The sequence below is a fragment of the Streptomyces lusitanus genome, from assembly GCF_042647945.1.
GTDB lineage: Bacteria > Actinomycetota > Actinomycetes > Streptomycetales > Streptomycetaceae > Streptomyces > Streptomyces pseudogriseolus.
On sequence record NZ_JBHRWL010000001.1, the window covers coordinates 267508 to 283065 of the forward strand.

11 protein-coding genes, 1 pseudogene and 1 CRISPR repeat array are annotated in these 15558 nt (G+C 70.1%); of the genes and pseudogenes, 8 read left to right on the forward strand and 4 right to left on the reverse strand.

Annotation, left to right across the window (positions count from 1 at the left end; translation table 11 throughout):
* Positions 1-4 precede the first annotated feature (4 nt).
* Positions 5-682: a hypothetical protein gene (locus ACFOSY_RS01350; RefSeq protein ID WP_394304880.1), complete on the reverse strand. Its 678-nt coding sequence runs from the start codon at positions 680-682 to the stop codon at positions 5-7.
* On the reverse strand, positions 679-1155 hold the full coding sequence (locus tag ACFOSY_RS01355) for an ATP-binding protein (RefSeq protein ID WP_394304881.1): 477 nt from the start codon (positions 1153-1155) through the stop codon (positions 679-681). Before ACFOSY_RS01355 ends, ACFOSY_RS01350 begins: the two co-directional genes overlap by 4 nt.
* A 232-nt stretch (positions 1156-1387) precedes the next feature.
* On the opposite strand from ACFOSY_RS01355, the gene ACFOSY_RS01360 reads away from it, so the two are divergent.
* Both ACFOSY_RS01360 and ACFOSY_RS01365 read left to right on the forward strand, forming a co-directional pair.
* Positions 1388-2641, forward strand: coding sequence for a helix-turn-helix domain-containing protein (locus tag ACFOSY_RS01360; RefSeq protein WP_394304882.1), 1254 nt, complete (start codon positions 1388-1390; stop codon positions 2639-2641).
* Positions 2626-3168 (forward strand): GNAT family N-acetyltransferase, encoded by a 543-nt coding sequence (locus tag ACFOSY_RS01365; protein WP_394304883.1) that lies wholly within the window; start codon positions 2626-2628, stop codon positions 3166-3168. The genes ACFOSY_RS01360 and ACFOSY_RS01365 overlap by 16 nt, the downstream gene beginning before the upstream one ends.
* Positions 3169-4141: 973 nt before the next feature.
* Here ACFOSY_RS01365 and ACFOSY_RS01370 read toward each other — a convergent pair.
* Positions 4142-4324, reverse strand: a pseudogene (locus tag ACFOSY_RS01370) (transposase); the annotation flags it as partial.
* 390 nt (positions 4325-4714) lie between these two features.
* Here ACFOSY_RS01370 and ACFOSY_RS01375 point away from each other — a divergent pair.
* The 5 genes from ACFOSY_RS01375 to ACFOSY_RS01395 are packed head-to-tail and all read left to right on the forward strand — an operon-like array spanning position 4715 to position 9858.
* Complete coding sequence (locus ACFOSY_RS01375) at positions 4715-6337, forward strand: type I-E CRISPR-associated protein Cse1/CasA (protein WP_394304884.1); 1623 nt, start codon at positions 4715-4717, stop codon at positions 6335-6337.
* Positions 6334-6933, forward strand: a complete 600-nt coding sequence (gene casB / locus ACFOSY_RS01380) for a type I-E CRISPR-associated protein Cse2/CasB (RefSeq protein ID WP_394304885.1) — start codon at positions 6334-6336, stop codon at positions 6931-6933. The genes ACFOSY_RS01375 and casB overlap by 4 nt, the downstream gene beginning before the upstream one ends.
* Entirely contained in the window at positions 6930-8291 is a 1362-nt protein-coding gene (locus ACFOSY_RS01385) for a type I-E CRISPR-associated protein Cas7/Cse4/CasC (RefSeq protein ID WP_394304886.1), read from the forward strand. Before casB ends, ACFOSY_RS01385 begins: the two co-directional genes overlap by 4 nt.
* Positions 8288-9133 carry a type I-E CRISPR-associated protein Cas5/CasD gene (gene cas5e, locus ACFOSY_RS01390; RefSeq protein ID WP_394304887.1) on the forward strand — a complete coding sequence of 282 codons (846 nt, stop codon included), beginning with the start codon at positions 8288-8290 and terminating at the stop codon, positions 9131-9133. The genes ACFOSY_RS01385 and cas5e overlap by 4 nt, the downstream gene beginning before the upstream one ends.
* A 38-nt stretch (positions 9134-9171) precedes the next feature.
* Positions 9172-9858 (forward strand): type I-E CRISPR-associated protein Cas6/Cse3/CasE, encoded by a 687-nt coding sequence (locus ACFOSY_RS01395; RefSeq protein ID WP_394304888.1) that lies wholly within the window; start codon positions 9172-9174, stop codon positions 9856-9858.
* A 202-nt stretch (positions 9859-10060) separates the two neighbouring features.
* Here ACFOSY_RS01395 and ACFOSY_RS01400 read toward each other — a convergent pair whose 3' ends face one another.
* Positions 10061-10252: a hypothetical protein gene (locus ACFOSY_RS01400; protein WP_164273729.1), complete on the reverse strand. Its 192-nt coding sequence runs from the start codon at positions 10250-10252 to the stop codon at positions 10061-10063.
* 300 nt (positions 10253-10552) lie between these two features.
* On the opposite strand from ACFOSY_RS01400, the gene ACFOSY_RS01405 reads away from it, so the two are divergent.
* Complete coding sequence (locus ACFOSY_RS01405) at positions 10553-14119, forward strand: hypothetical protein (RefSeq protein WP_394304889.1); 3567 nt, start codon at positions 10553-10555, stop codon at positions 14117-14119.
* A 263-nt stretch (positions 14120-14382) separates the two neighbouring features.
* A CRISPR array of direct repeats spans positions 14383-15199; the repeat unit is 24 nt; unit sequence CTGCTCCCCGCACCCGCGGGGATG.
* The last annotated feature ends 359 nt before the right edge of the window (positions 15200-15558 follow it).

Consider the following 15558-nt stretch of genomic DNA (forward strand, 5'->3'; position numbering starts at 1 on the left):
GGTGTTATGCGGTGCTCTCCAGCGCGGTGAACAGCTCGCCGAGGCTGAGCAGCTGGAACGCGCCGAGCCTGCGCACCATCTGCGAGGCCAGCACGGTGGGCATGAGCGGGTGGCCGTACGGGATCGGCCCGTCGGGGCGCTCCACGACCCGCACGTTCCCGTCGCGGACGCCGTAGCCGACGCCGTTCACCCCGTACAGCGGGGCGCTGCGGGCGAGGAACACCATCGGTTCGGCCGTGAGGTGCGGGCACAGCTCGGCGGCGGCGCGGGCATGCTCCGGGCACACGGGCGGGTGGTTGGTGAGCATCGGCTCGTCGCTGGGGTCCACGGCGCCAGGGCCCGCGAGGAAGATCCAGCCGAGCGGGGTCCGTGCGGGCCCGGCGCACACCTGGCAGCGCAGCGTCTGCATGCAGCCGCGCTGCCGCAGGGGATGCATCATCCGCCACTGCGGCCGGCCCGTCGGCTGTTCCTGGTCATCGACCTCGCTGAACGCGCAGCGGGCCCACAGCACGCCCCGAAGGTCGCGGTCGCGGGGGTCTTCGTCGGCGTAGCGCAGCCGGTAGCGGCCGCCTCCGAGAGGAGTGAGCCGCAGGTTGTCCGGGGCGGCTTCCTCGCCCTCACGCTGGACGACGAAGGGGATCAGGGCCGAGTCGGGGCGCACGGTGGTGCCGGGGCGGGTCATCGAGCGCTCTCCGAGGTCGGCACCGGATCGGGAGCGGAGGGCGCTGTGGTCATCGTTTTCAATTCGGCCCAAGTGCTTTTTCCCCAGTCGTATTCGTCGCAGCCCCACCGCCAGCTGAGTGCGTCGACGAGGAACAGGCCGCGGCCGCTCTCCGCGTCGGCGTCGGCGTCGACGTCGTAGTCCGCGAGCTGCGGGCGTGTGTGGGACCCGTCGGCGACCTCGATCCGGATGACCTCGTCCATGCAGCGCTCGATCACGACCCTGACCAAGGGGCAGGTGGTGTGGTCGAGCGTGTTCGTCAGCAGCTCCGACACGATGACTTCCCCGTCTTCGGCCAGGCTCCTTATCCCCCAGGTCTCGAAGACCCCGGCGACGAAGGCTCGGGCTCGGCCCACGGATTCGGGCCGGCACGGCAGGAGCATGGTGTAGCCGGGTCTGCCGACCGCATGCGGTGTGGCGATGGTCAAGGTCACGCCGTCATCCCCTCTGGGTGGGCACCCGGCCCTGACGAGGGAGAAAGGGCCGGGTGATCCTCCATACCGCCGTGGCAGTTGTCGGCACGGCGGCTGATGTCCAGTCAACGAGCAGGGAAAGGCGCGTACCAGGAAGCCTTATAAGTTCTTCGACGCCCAGCGACCGGAAGACTTTACGCTCGCATTACCCGCCCCCTGGTGCGGAAAGTGATCAAAGGGCTACCGTCGCCGCATGGGGGCTAATCGCATCCTTCGGAGCCGGATGCAGGAACTCGGGCTCACGCAGGAAGAGTTAGCAGGTCAGCTCAACAAGGCGCTGCTCGAAATCACGGGTCGGCCGGGAGATGTTTCATCACGGACGGTCCGTAACCTGCTGAGCGGGGAGAGCAGACGGCCCATCAGCCGTACTTGCGCCGCATTGGAGCGAGTGTTCGGCTGTCCTGTGACGGACTTGGGGTTCAGCGCACCACGCTCCATGCAACATCTTCCGGAGGAACCTGTGCGGCGTCGCGACTTCATCGCCTCGGCCACCGGAGCGGCTGCCTCGGCAGCTCCCGTCATGGTGACGCGCAGCTCAGTCGGTATGACTGACGTGGCGCGTATCGCCGCCGACATGAACCGGCTCATCGAGGCAGATGACCGCCAAGGCGGACACACGTCCCTGGCTTCAGCGGCACTTGAGAAACGTGCCGCGGTGCTGGCCCTCCAGCAGAAGCGCGCCGGCGAGCGCGTACGCCGTGCCCTGTACGCCCTCGCAGCCGAGTTCACCACCATCGCCGCTTGGGCGTACATCGATCTGCGGGACCTCGACTCGGCCCAGAGGCACCTTCACGAGTCTTCGACCTTCGCCGGCCTTTCGCACGACCCGCCCACGGCCGTGCGCGTGTGGATCACTTTGGCGATCCTCGCCTACCAGCGCAAGAACTGGGCTGAACAGCTCGCGGCAGCACAGGCGGCGGAGGCATCCGCGGCTGCGTGCAGAGACCCGTTCTTCGGCTCCATGGGGCGGGTGCGCGTCGCCCTGGCCCATGCAACGCTCGGCGACGGCAATGCGGCACAGCGGTCGCTCGGCGCCGCGCAGGACGCCCTGTACAGGGCATCGGACGGCGAACGCCCACGGTGGACGGCGTTCTACGGCTCGGCCGAGCTGAACCACCTCGCGGCCATTGTCTTCAGCCACAACGGCCGGCACGCCCACGCGGAGGCGATGGCGCACCGCGCTCTGGCCACAATGCCTTCCGATTTCCGACGCAACCGGGCACTCGCCACCTGCCAACTCGCGCTCGCTCAGCTCCGTCAGGGGGAGCCCGAGCAGGCCACCCGGACAGCCTCCAGCGTCTTCACCATCATGGACGGCACTCCCCTGCCCGGCCGAATGCGCACCCTGATCGGTGACTTCCACCGGGATCTTTACAGGTTGGCGCCATCCACGTCCTACGCCCGCGACTGGGCGGACCGTATGCGAGAGGAATGGAGCCGAGCGTGACCAGAAGTGTGATCGACCTGCGGCACTACCACCATGGGAGTCTCCCGGACGGTTTCAGAGAACTGCTGATCACAGTGCACGCCGACGCCTATGCCGAGGCCATGGACGACGAGTTCAACCAGCGTTTCCCGTGGTTCGTGGACCACTGGTCCGCAATGGACGGCTTCACCTGCGTCGTGGCCTTCGACGGCGAAGAGCCAACCGGCTTCGCCTACGGCGCCCCACTCCCGCCGGGCCGGGAATGGTGGCGCCTCACCGACTACCAGCCGGACATCGGATACACCTCCACCTACGCCGTGTCCGAGGTCATGGTGCGCCCGCAGTGGCGAAAGAAGGGAATATCCGCCCAGCTGCATGAGGCGCTGCTGAAAGAGCGCGGCGAAGACCTCGCGGTACTCCTGGTAGACGTGACGCACCCAAGGGTGCAGGACCTCTACGAGTCATGGGGCTACCGCAAGGTGGGGGAACAACAGCCGTTCGCCGACTCCCCGCTGTACGCGGTCATGGTGAAAGACCTGCGGGCTTGAGAGTGGCCAGTGCGAGGCCTCCCGCCAGCGCCGGCGGGGGTGTCTCGCAGCGCTCCGCTCCCCGGCGGCCGGCGGCTGACGGCCCGAATCCGCCGAGCGGCGCCTTGGACAGCGGGTCGTCCTCCAGGCGGATGTGAGTCCGGTCGTGGACCGTGTCAGCGGGTCGATCCGGCCGCCCGGCGGACGCGCCGGTTGCACTCCGGGCTGGCAGCGGCACCCTGGCGGCAGCCGTGCCGGTGTTCGGACCGACCCCTGGGCTGCGCGTCCGCACCTTGGCCCGCGTCAGTAGAGCGCGGTCCGGCTCGCGAACAGTTGGGCACGGCCGTTGACCGTGCCGCCCTCGACGCCGCCGAACTCGATCGGACCGTCCCCGCGGGTGCGGGGAGCAGCCGAGGTCGGCCACGCCCGCGATCCATCCGGCGGGACCATCCCCGCGGGTGCGGAAGGCAGAGATGCGCGAGGCTCGCCTCGTCGTACATGTCGGGTCCATCCCCGCGGGTGCGGGGAGCAGCTGCTGGAAACCCAGGAACAAATCTTCCGTTTGGGACCATCCCCGCGGGTGCGGGGAGCAGGAGGCGGGCACCTGGGCGGTGACTGTGAGGACGGGACCATCCCCGCGGGTACGGGGAGCAGGGCGGCCGGGACTACGGGCACTTCGTGCTTCCGGGACCATCCCCGCGGGTGCGGGGAGCAGGTGGCGAACGGGCCGTAGTCGGCCACGATGGCGGGACCATCCCCGCGGGTGCGGGGAGCAGAGCTATACGGACATCGTGACGGCCTTGGGCCAGGGACCATCCCCGCGGGTGCGGGGAGCAGGCGCCGAAGTTGGTCGTGTTGCCGAAGGTGATGGGACCATCCCCGCGGGTGCGGGGACGACGGACAGCATGGCCACCCTGAGTTAATCACGCAGGAGCTACCCCGCGGGTGCGGGAACGACTGCTGGTTGGCCCGGAGCCGGTACCGGCCCCCGGAGCTACCCCCGCGGGTGCGGGGAGCAGGACGCCCACGCGAGCCACTCGATGTCCCCGGCTGCGTCGGCCTTGGCCTGAGCGGCCCGGTGTATGCGCTCGAAGGTGCCGTCGTTGGCCCACCGGCGGAAGCGGGTGTGCAGCGTGGCCCAGGAACCGTACCGCTCAGGCACGTCCCGCCAAGCGGTCCCGGTACGAAACTTCTACACGATCCCGTTGAGCACCGTACGGTCGTCCAACCGCTTCCTGCTTCGCAGCGACTCGGGCAGCAGTGGCCGGACGAATTTCCCCTCGGAAACCGACAGTTCATGGCGACGTGTCACCCCACCATGATCCACTACCGAAGATCATTTGACGACAGACCCTAGGGCTGTGCGGGAGGCGAGAGACAGCCCCCAGAAGAAGCCGGGCCTGCAGTGCGGCGAAGGGCGCAGGGACGACGAGCGGAGCCTCATAACTCATCGCTAGAAAGGGTGAGTTGATGTCACATAAACCCTCATACGGTCGCCGTCCGCTTGCTAGCGTCATGCCCTGTCACAGCACGCAACCGTTATGGTCAAAGAGGCGGTCGATGCACATTGGCTGACGTACGCGGACCACTCGCCGCAGCGACACGCCCCCGATGGGATCCCCGGGAGGAGGCGTGCGTCCGGGTTCTGACGCTCGACGGTCGACTCGTCGCGCGGAATCTCGTCGAGATCCTGCACGACGCCGACGAGCTGCGGACCGTCGAAGGACAGACGCCCGGCGAGAAGGTCGCGGTCATCGAGTTCCTGCTTGCCATCTGCTACGCCGCGGGCGTCTACCCGGCCTCTGCCGCAGACTGGCCGGCCTGGGTGGACAAGGAACACGCACTCCGCCCTGCCGCCGAGTGGCTCACTCAGCGCCCTGACGACGAGATCTGGGACCTGTTCCACCCCACTCACCCTCTCGGGCAGAACGCCCTCCTCGCCCCGTTCCTCGACGAGCACGGTGCCGGACCTGCGCAGCTGGTGATCGAGCGGGTCGGTGACTACAACCAGTTCTTCGACCACCACCACCTCGACCACTCCAGCCCGTTACCCGTGGCCGAGGCCTTCCGGGCGATGCTGACGCAGCACGTGTACGGGCCGGCCGGACGGGCCCGGATATCCGGAAAGGCGACGCTCGGTGCCACCATCACGAACCTCGCCGCCACCCGCCTCGGCACCCGGATCCGCGTGATCGCGCTCGGCGCCACGCTCGGTGAGACGTTGCGCCTCAACCTAGCCCCCGTCACAGGGTCACCCGGGGAGCTGAACCTCTCCTGGACGAAGGGGAAGGAGCGCCGGGGCTTCACCCACAAGCCTGACGCCCGCCCCGTCAGCGGCCCGGCGGACCTGCACAGCTGTCTGGGCCGCTCCGTACTGCTCCGCCCGACACGGCACGGGGACGCCGTGGACCGGGTCCTGCTCGGGGCGGGGGAATTGCTCGCCCTGCGCAGCGAGCACATGCAGGACGCCGTGTACGCGAAGAAGGCCGACGGCAGCGCGAAGCCGTTGTGGGCGTCGGCGACCCGGGCCGTCTGGCGTGAGGCCCATGCCCTCTACGCCGCCGTGGACAAGGCGCGCTCCTCCGAGGCCAGGAACGACGGATCCACGCTCTACCATCGACTCGCTCTCTTCCCGCCACAGGACGTGGCGCCGGAGCCCGGTCAGCAGCCCGCGCGCCGCATCGAACTGTGGACCGTCGGGCTCGTCGCGAAGCAGACCACGGCCATCACCTGGGTCGACGGCACGTTCCCCTTCGCACCAGGTCTGGAGGCCAGGCTCTACCACGCCTCCTTCCGCGGATCCGAGCTCGCCGAGTTCGTGGCCTCGGCCCTGTACAAGGCGGCCTACGCGGCCTGGACCGTCGCCTATCCGAACCCCAAGCCGGCCGACAAGGCAGGGCAGATCGCCCGCTTCGACGCACGCGGCCGGCACTGGGCGGCGACACGGGAACCGTTCGACCTGCTGATGGACGACACCACCGTCGGCCAGCCCGTGCAGGAGAGTCTGCTCGACTTCGCGGCCGGGGTGTCCGCCGACGCTCGAAGGTTCCTCACAGAGTCGCTCGACTCGCTGCCGCGGAACTCGCAGGGGGTGAAGGCACGGGCCGCCGCGTTGCGGCGGTTCGACGACGAGTTGGCGTCGCCCAAGGCTCCGACCGAATTCCAGGAACTCCGTAGGGAGAGGGCATGACCACCGCCCAGACCAAGAGCTCCGATCCCGCCTCCGACCGACCGGCCAGCGAGAGCGCCCTCGCCCTCACCTCGTGGCTCATCTCTCTGGTCCGCAATCACGACAACGGCAGTCTCGCCGAGCTCCGCCGGCCCCGCGTCCGCAAGGAACCCCACTACCGGGCCATCTGGTACAGCCCGACCGACGACGCGGAGCAGCGGGAGGTCTACGAGCAGGTCGCCTTCCTGTTCGCGGTCTACCACCAGGGCCGCTCCAAGCCCACGCCCGGCTACGGGAGTCTCGGGGAGGCCGCCCGCCGCATCGGCGGTGGTGTCAAGCGAGGGCCCGACGATCCGGGCGCGGCCCGTCTCGTCGACCGCATCGTCTCCAGCCGCCGCATCCCGTGGCGGCATCTGCAGCACGCGGTGGCCCGGCTACGCGCCTGCGACCGGCAGCCTCCCTCCTGGGCCCACCTCGCCGACGACCTCAGCCGCTGGCACGACCGCAAGGCACGCGTCTCCTACGAGTGGGCGCTGGCCTTCCACGAGCCGCCGAGAAAAGGCCCGCCTCAGACGTCTCCCGCCGCCGACACGAACCAGAAGGGCCCCACCACGTGACCAGCAACTCCCCCGCCGGCAGCCAGTTCCTCTCCTTGCACCTGCTGGAGACCCTGGTCGCGGTGCTCCCCGTCCGCGACGAGAACGGCTCCCCGAAGTCCATCGTCTACGGCGGCGCCGAACGGCACATGATCACGAGCCAGGCGCGGCGCCGGGCCGAACGGGTCCACGCCCGGGACCGCGCCAACGCCGGCGTCGGTGCGCTGGCGGGGCGCAGCACCGGCACCCGTACCCGCGAGTGGGCGCTCATCACGGGCCGGGAGCTGGAGGAGACGCACGGCTGGGACCGGGAGGAGGCCATCCGTACGGCTCGTGCGGTCATCGAGGCGACCGGGCTGAAGTTCGGCGAGCCGTCGAAGAAGACTGTGGCGAACCTGACCAAGGTGCTGCTCTTCGCCCCTTCCGACGCGGGCAAGCGGATCGCCGCCCACATCCAGGAGGAGGCCGAGGAGCTGCGGACTTGGACGGAGGAGTACCTCGCCGCGCAGGCCGCAGCAGCCAAGAAGAGCAAGAAGGGCGGACGCAAACCCGCCGACACCGGTACGGGCGAGGGAGACGAGACCGTCGAGGACGCCGCGGCTGACTCCAAGCTGCCCCCGCTGCCCTCCGGGACTCGCGCTGCCGTCCTCACCGCGCTCGCCCCACGGGATGCCATCGACATCGCCCTCTACGGCCGCTTCCTCGCCGAGATCGCCGACTCCCCGAACGTCGACGGCGCCGTCCAGAGCAGCCACGCCTTCACCGTGCACGAGGCAGAGCAGGTCGACGACTTCTATGCCGCCGCCGACGACGCGAAGCTCAACCGCAAGAAGAACGCCCTGGACTTCCTTGACGCGGCCGACGACGCCGGCGCCGGCATGACCGGCTACCAGTCGCTGATCACCGGGACCTTCTACCGGCACGCCGTTCTCGATCGCGTGCGGCTGCGCAACAACCTCCGTGCCGCGGGCATGAGCATCGAGGAGGCGGAGGAGGCCTCCGTCGCCGCGGAGGAGGAGTTCGTCAACGCGTTCGTCGACGCCTTCCCCGAGGCCAAGCGGAACTCGACCGCCTCCACCGGCTCGCTGCCCGTGCTGGTTCTCGCCTTCGAGGGGGAGCGCCCGTACAACTACGCGGCGGCCTTTCAGACGCCGATCGACGAGCGGCCCCCGACGAAGGACGGCAACGGCGGCGACGGGCCGGCCGGCCCCGCAGCGGTCAGGCGGCTGCTGGAGCACCACGCCTTCGTCAGCGCTCGCCGCCCCGACATCGTCTCCGGCCGTGTTCTGACCTACGACCCGCAGATCGCCAAGCTCTTGACCACGCTGGGGGACCTCGGCGCGACCCCGGTGACCACGGCCAAGGAGCTGACGGCGTGAGCCACGTCCTGCTCGTCCGGCTGGCCGCCCCGCTGCAGTCCTGGGGGGTCGTGTCGCGGTTCTCCCAGCGCGACACCCACACCCGCCCCACCAAGTCCGCCGTCGTGGGGCTGTGCGCGGCGGCCCTCGGCCGGGACCGGACCGATCCGATCGACGACCTCGCCGAGCTCGTTTACGGAGTCCGCGCCGACCACCCGGGAACTCCCGTACGGGACTACCACACCGTCGGCGCCGGCAGATATCCCATCAGGCCGCGGGACGTCATCTCTGACCACCGGCGGGCCGCAGCCGTCGCCAAGAGCATGGAGGCGGCCGACGGCCCCGGCTTCGGCCACCACGAGCTGGCCGGCTGGTACGGCGCCCCGAAGAAGATCGCGGCCGACCCGGTGTCCGGGACTCTCGTCTCGGGGGAGCTCTCGCGACGGGCGATGATCACCGAGCGCTGGTACCTGTCGGACGCGGCTTTCCTCGTCGGGCTCCAGCACGAGGACAAGGGTCTGCTCGAGCAGATCGGGCATGCCTTGGAGCACCCGAAGCAGTTGCTGTGGCTCGGCCGGAAGTCCTGCCCTCCCTCCGGCACCCTCGCCGCGGGGATCGAGCCAGGCACGGTGTCGGAGGTGTTCGCCTCCAAGCGGCTGCTGCCGGGCCCCGACGGCTTCGTCACCTCCGGTCGCCGGCCCTGGGCGTGGCTCCAGGCGGCACCCGGCACCAGGGGTGCGGCACCGGTCAACGACCAGCCCGTCACCTTCGACCCGGCCCGTCGCACCCATGCCACGCGCTGGGAGACCCGTACGCGCGTCACCATCGCCCCGAACGCGACCGATTGGGACCTCATCCCGTGAATTCCGCGAACAGCACGCGCGCCTCCACGGCGCGCTTCGTGACCACCCACTCGGTCCTGTCTCTCGATGCCCGCCACCCGCTCGTCGCCAAATCGCTCGTCGATGCGCACGAGATGCACCGCACCGTCATGAGCGGCTTCCGCGGCTGGGTCCAGGACGGGGACTTGGACGCCCGGTCCCAGATGGGCGTCCTCTCGACGTGGTCGGTGGATCTCAAGGCCGCCGCCCTGGTGCTCGTCGTGCAGTCCAGGGTGCCGGGTGACTGGTCCCGGATACCGCGGGCCGCGTTCGCCAGAGCGCCGGACGTCATCACCGTGGACCGTACGTTCAAAGCAGGGGAGGTCGTGGGCTTCCGTACGGTCGTGAACCCGACCCGCAGTCGGCCGGGGAGGCCGACCGCGGAGAAGGTGCGCGGCACGCGGTCGGCCCACACGACGCCGGAGCACGTGAAGCGCTGGTTCGTTCGCCGCCTTCAGGACGACGGCGAGCCGCCGACTGCCGAGGACGGCGTCGTCCGGATCGGCGCCACGGCCGACGCGGACGCCCTCGGCATCCGCATGCTGCCGACCGTCTCCAGCGGACACCGCGGCAAGCCCGTGCGGATCGGGCGGGCGGAGATCCGCGGGTCCCTGACGGTCACCGATCCGAAGACGCTGGTCGGGGTGCTGGCGGGTGGGCTGGGGCATGCGCGGGCGTACAGCTGCGGGTTGATCCTCACGCGGTAAGGACAGTGCGGAGGACCATCCCCGCGGATGCGGGGAGCAGGACGCGGACACCGGCGACGTCCTCGCCGTCAAGGGACCATCCCCGCGTGCGCGGGAGTCAGGAGAGGCTCTGCCCGTAACGAGGGCCATCCCCGCGTAGGCGGGGCTCTGAACCCGGGTGAGGTTATGCCCTACGGCTTCGTAGGGCCAGCCGCGTCCGAAGTCAGCGCTTCTCGCCGCGACGGACCAGGATCCGCAGCGTCGCCCGGGCGTCGCGCCGGCGCTGCGGGTCGCGGAGGAGGACGGAGGACGCGGCAACCGTGACGACGCCGCCGGTGTAGGCGAGGCCGGTGGCGGCGGAGAGGGTGGCGGCCTCCTGGAGCACGGACTCGAGAACGGTCAGCAGGACGGACATGGATGGATCCCCCTGGGGTCGTCGCCCGGTGGCTGCTCCGCCGGGCGCGGTCCCACAGGTATCGGCCTTCCGGCCGGGATCCGGGGAAGTTCGACAGGGCTGAGAGGCCGTGCAGGTGCAGCTCAGGGAGGGGTAAGAATTTTTCCGGAGAAGTCGTCCGCGGACGGTGCGGAGAGCGTCGTCGGACCGGAAACACCGTTCGCCGAGTTCCTGCGACGGCTCTACGACGCCGCGGGTGGAGGCACGAACGATCTCAGGCATCGAGAACTCGTAGCCCACGCCAGGAGCTGCGGCTACAAGGTGTCAAACAGCAGCTTCAGCGAATGGCTCAACGGTCCGACGGTGCCGGACAAGAAGAACGGCCACTACTACTACGTCCGCGACAAGCTGATTCCATGGTTGGAGGAGCTGGCGGAGAAGCGCACTTCCGGCTACCGCCGGAGGCCGCCCGCAGCTTGGCATGCCCTGCTCGACGCCGCGCGGGCCCGCAACAAAAGCGGGCAAGGAGGTAAAGGGCCGCGCGTCGACGCCGCTTCCCGGGGCATTCTTCTGAAGGGAGCATCGCAGACCCTCACAGATGTCTTTCCGCTCGACTTCGTCGGACGGGAAGAGGAACTCGCCGAGCTGGAGGCCTTCGCCGCCGCACCCGACGGTGCCCCGCAATACCTCTGGCTGCAGGCTGGACCATGGGCAGGCAAGACCGCCCTGCTCGCCTGGTTCGCAGCTCAGCGCCTTCCTGCCGGGGTGGATGCCGCGCACTACTTCATCGTCGGCCGACTCGGCACCAACGTCCGCGAGGGGTTCGTCCGGGTCGTCGGCGAGCAGCTGGCGTCCGCCGCCGGACTGAGACGGCCACCGGCCGTGGACCCTGCAGCACCGGACCTCGGCCCCCTGTACGAGGCCGCCGCTCGTGCCAGGGCGACGCGGCACCGGCGTCTGCTACTGATCGTCGACGGGCTCGACGAGGACGCCGATGCCGACCAGAACGGCTGCGGAATCGCCGGGCTCCTGCCCAAGCACCCGCCGCACGGCATGCGGGTCATCGTGGCCAGCCGGCACCACCCACACGTTCCGTTGGACCTGGTCTCGGATCATCCCCTACGCAACCCGAGCGTCGTTCGTCAGCTGACCGAGTCGCCTGCGGCCCGGATCATCCGGGACTCTGCCATGCAGGAGCTGGAGGCGCTGGTGAAGGACCCGGCCGTCGGCCGCCGTCTCCTGGGGCTGCTCGCCTCCGCGCAGGGCGCCTTGAGCGGGCAAGATCTTGCCGATCTCATCGGGATCCCGCCGTTGGAGGTGGAGGAGAAGCTGCGCAGCGTGGTCGGCCGTTCCATGGCTCCGACCCGCGTCGACCTCCTGCCCTTGGACGCACAGTTGCAGGCCGAAGTCGACGCCGGGCTCCAAACGTTCGTTCTCGCCCACACCGAGCTGCAAAAGGCTGCGGTGACCGCCCTCGGCAGGACCACCATCGCCGCCTGCAAGACGCAGCTCCACGACTGGGCGGACGGTTTCCGTACCGAGGGCTGGCCGGAGGACACACCGAACTACCTTCTGACCGGCTACACCCGGCTCGTACGCGAAAGTTCAGACACCGGGCGACTCACAGACCTCATACTCGACCCCCGCCGCCAGCTCCGCCTCGCCGAACGCTCCGGGCCGGACGTCGCCCTCGCGGACCTGGACTTCGTCGCACCGCCCAGCTCGTCGCCGAGTCTCTCCACCGCGGTGCGTGCATCTGCCTCCCGGGAACTCCTGGTCCCGCACGTACGCCCTCTTCCCGGCGCGGTCTCTCGCACCATCGCCCGGTTGGGTGATGCCCGCCGGGCCAGAAACCTGGCGCTGGCCTCGGGATCCGCTGCGGCGAAGGCGGACAACCTGGCGGGCGTGGCCCGCGTACTGGCTGCCCTCGGCAACAAGCAGGCTGCTCAGACCGCCCGTGATGCGGCGCACTGGGCCCGGACGGCTCTCACCGCGACGGGAGGCCACGACTACGCAACGGACGAGGCCGAGGCGGCCGCCGGACAGGCCGCGCTCGCCCTGCTGGCGACAGAGCAGGAGCGGGACGGTCTGGTCCTGCTGCGCTCCACCCGCGGCTCGAGCACCGCGCGGAGCGAGGCATACGCGGAAGCCGCGCGGATGCTGCCCTCACATCGTCCGGAGCTTCTTGACGGCCTGGAGGAGCAGGCTGAGACCCTGGCCGCCGAAGCCATGGAAGGCGACGGCACCGGTGCTGTGGCCCTGGAGCTGTGGGCAACCGTCGCATCTGCGGACGACACACGAGTGAACCGGCTTCACGACCGCGTTCTGCGGCACGCTCACGCGGTCTGGGCGGCTGCGCCCACTCTGGCGAACGTCGCTGTCCTCGCGGCCACCGCGTCGTTCCTGTCGCAGGCCAGACCGCAGGAGGCGACCGACCTGGTGAACACAGCCTGCCGCCACATCGCCTCCACGCTGCTGGGCGACGTCCCATTGACCGCGGCCGATGCCTTCCACCTCGAGTTCGACCTCCGCCACACGCTTGCCGCTCTCGCCCGCGCGCGCGACGACGTCGGGGCGATGGGGCAAGAGTTCGACGATGTGCTGGCGAGAGTGGAGGCGCTGCTCCTGTCGGAGCGGACCTTCCCGGACGCCTCTGACGACAACGACGCCTCGGAGGCTGAGCGGCTGGCCGACGAAGCCTTCCGGCTCGCGGACCAGGGCGACGACAGCGAAGCCGAGCGCTGCCTCGAACAGGCGCTGGTCCTCCTGCCGTCCGCCGGAACGGCCACAGGCCACGCGCCCGTCTGGTTGCCTGACCTCGCCGGCGCGCTCGTCCGGACCGAAGCCGACGGAGACGTTGACGCGCTGCTCGAACTGGCGCAGAGCCCCGCTGACCGGACACGGGCCCACGCCGCGGTGGCTCTGGCCTACGCGGACAGCGGTCAGTGCGCGAAGGCACGGGAACACGCGCGGGAAGCAGCCCTGGGAGCGGCCCTCCGCTCGGCCCCGAACACGCACTGGCCGTTCGCGGCGCAGGCGCTGGCAGCCGCGGGCGACGCGGAAGCCGCGCTCGCTCTCATCGAGCAGCAGCGGCCGCCCGCCGACCGCAGCCGACGGGCCGAGTGGCGACAGACGGACCGCTCGACCCGCATCGCCGTCGCTGCGGAACTCGGCTACAGCCATCCACAGATGTCCACCGATCTGCTGCTCCCGCTTCTCGAGCAACTCCACGCCAGTCGCACCGCGCCCCGCAGCCAGGGCTTACTGGTCCGCCTCGCCGAACTCCTGCCGGCCGCTCCTCACGACCTCGGTCGTGTGGAGGAGCTGACCTCGGAAGTGAAGGCGGAGGCCCTCAACCGCAGCACCAGAGGCGGCCCGTTGACCTGGCAGCCCGAAGAGGTCCTCGTGCACGCCCTTCTGCGCATGGGCGACGGCCACGACCCCAGCCGGCAACTGAGTTGGCTGGAACAGGACATGAGACACCGCGGCACCGTCCACTTCCCCGTCGCCGCCCTCGCGGTTCTCCACGCGGCCCGCGGTGACGCCGAAGCCGCTGAGAGCGTCGCCGGCCGGATCCGGGATCCGCGACGCCGCGCAGCCGCGTTGAGTGCGGTCGCCCGCCATTTCACCCGCATCCCGGCCCGCCCCCTGCCAGGCACCGACCCCGCCCGCACGGATCCGTTCACCCGCAACATCCAGCACCTCGCGCTGAGCGTGACGCCCTCCGCTTCGGCAGACAGGAGGACGGCAGTCCGCTTCCTCTCACACGCGCTCAACACCTCCGGCTGGTACCACGGCTTGCGGGTACTGGCTCAAGTCGAACCAAAGGCGATATCCCCCGTCCGGGACATCCTGCTCGTACATACCCGCGCCGCGCTGGACCGCTGACCTTCGATATGACGGCAGAACATGCACGCCTATGACAGGCCAGTGGGATCGGGCTTCCTCGGATGCGAGCAGTCGCGACACGGATCTGATCGGCACAGTGCGCCACGCCGGCCGACCCCAGCCGGGCGCCCCCCTCAACGCGCCGTGGCCCGTGATCGAGCACCTGGCCGCACAGCTCGAACGCGGGTTTCAGGCTGGTCGATGCCAACTGCACCCGCGGAGATGGTCCCAGTCGGGGCCACGCGGTTAGTCTCACGCTGTAGCTGCTCCCCGCACCCGCGGGGATGGTCCCACCTGCTGATAGACAAGACGGTCCTCGGTGGGCTGCTCCTCGCACCCGCGGGGATGGTCCCCCGAGGCGGGCAAGGTCGGCGAGGACGTCGGCCTGCTCCCCGCACCCGCAGGGATGGTCTTAGGATCGCCTCGTTGCCGTTGCTCTTCCGAATCTGCTCCCCGCATCCGCGGGGATGGTCCCTGGGCGCCGGGCAGTACCGGGACGGTGGCGAGCTGCTCCCCGCACCCGCGGGGATGGTCCCGTCGGGGCCGCCGTCGGGTCCGTGGTGTAGATCTGCTCCGCGCACCCGCGGGGATGGTCCCAGCGGGTCGCATTGGACGCGGGCCCGGCCGCCCTGCTCCCCGCACCCGCGGGGAAGGTCCCCGGGATCAGCGGACGATGTGCATTGTGGAGCCCTGCTCCCCGCACCCGCGGGGATGGTCCCGACAACTTCGACGAGTTCCCGGCCAAGGAGATCTGCTCCCCGCACCTGCGGGGATGGTCCCACGGAGGCCTGCGAGCTGCACGAGGTCCTCGACTGCTCCCCGTACCCGCGGGGATGGTCCCGTGAGATTGGTGGTGCCGGGGGCGAGCGTGAACTGCTCCCCGCACCCGCGGGGATGGTCCGACCACGACCACCGGCCGCTGCATCATGGGCATCTGCTCCCCGCACCCGCGGGGATGGTCCCGCGGCGGGCCTGTGGACGCAGCTGCAGAGCGACTGCTCCCCGCACCCGCGGGGATGATCCCAGTCCGGCGAACTCGGCCGGGTCCCACTCGTCTTGCTCCCCGCACCTACGGGGATGGTCCTCAACTCGCCCCTCAACCCCTTATGGCCCCCGGGCTGCTCCCCGCACTCATCCGCCCCCCTGCTTCCCCGGTGCTCACCGTAATGATCCGCGCCACTTACTGAACTTGGGCATGGCGGGCCCCACAAAGAGGCCCGCCGCGCCGCGCTATCCGTCCAAGCCGCCGAGCGGCACCCGACGGCGGGACGCCTCTCGCTGAGAGGGTCCGGTCGCAGACCGTTTCAGTTCCGTCCAGCGGCCGCGTGCCCGTTCCGCTCCCGCAGCGCGGCACCCCCGCTGGTGGCGTCAACCGGACGAGCGGTCACAACTGAACGCAGAAGAGGGGCCGGTTCCGGTGTCTGGCGACACCGGAACCG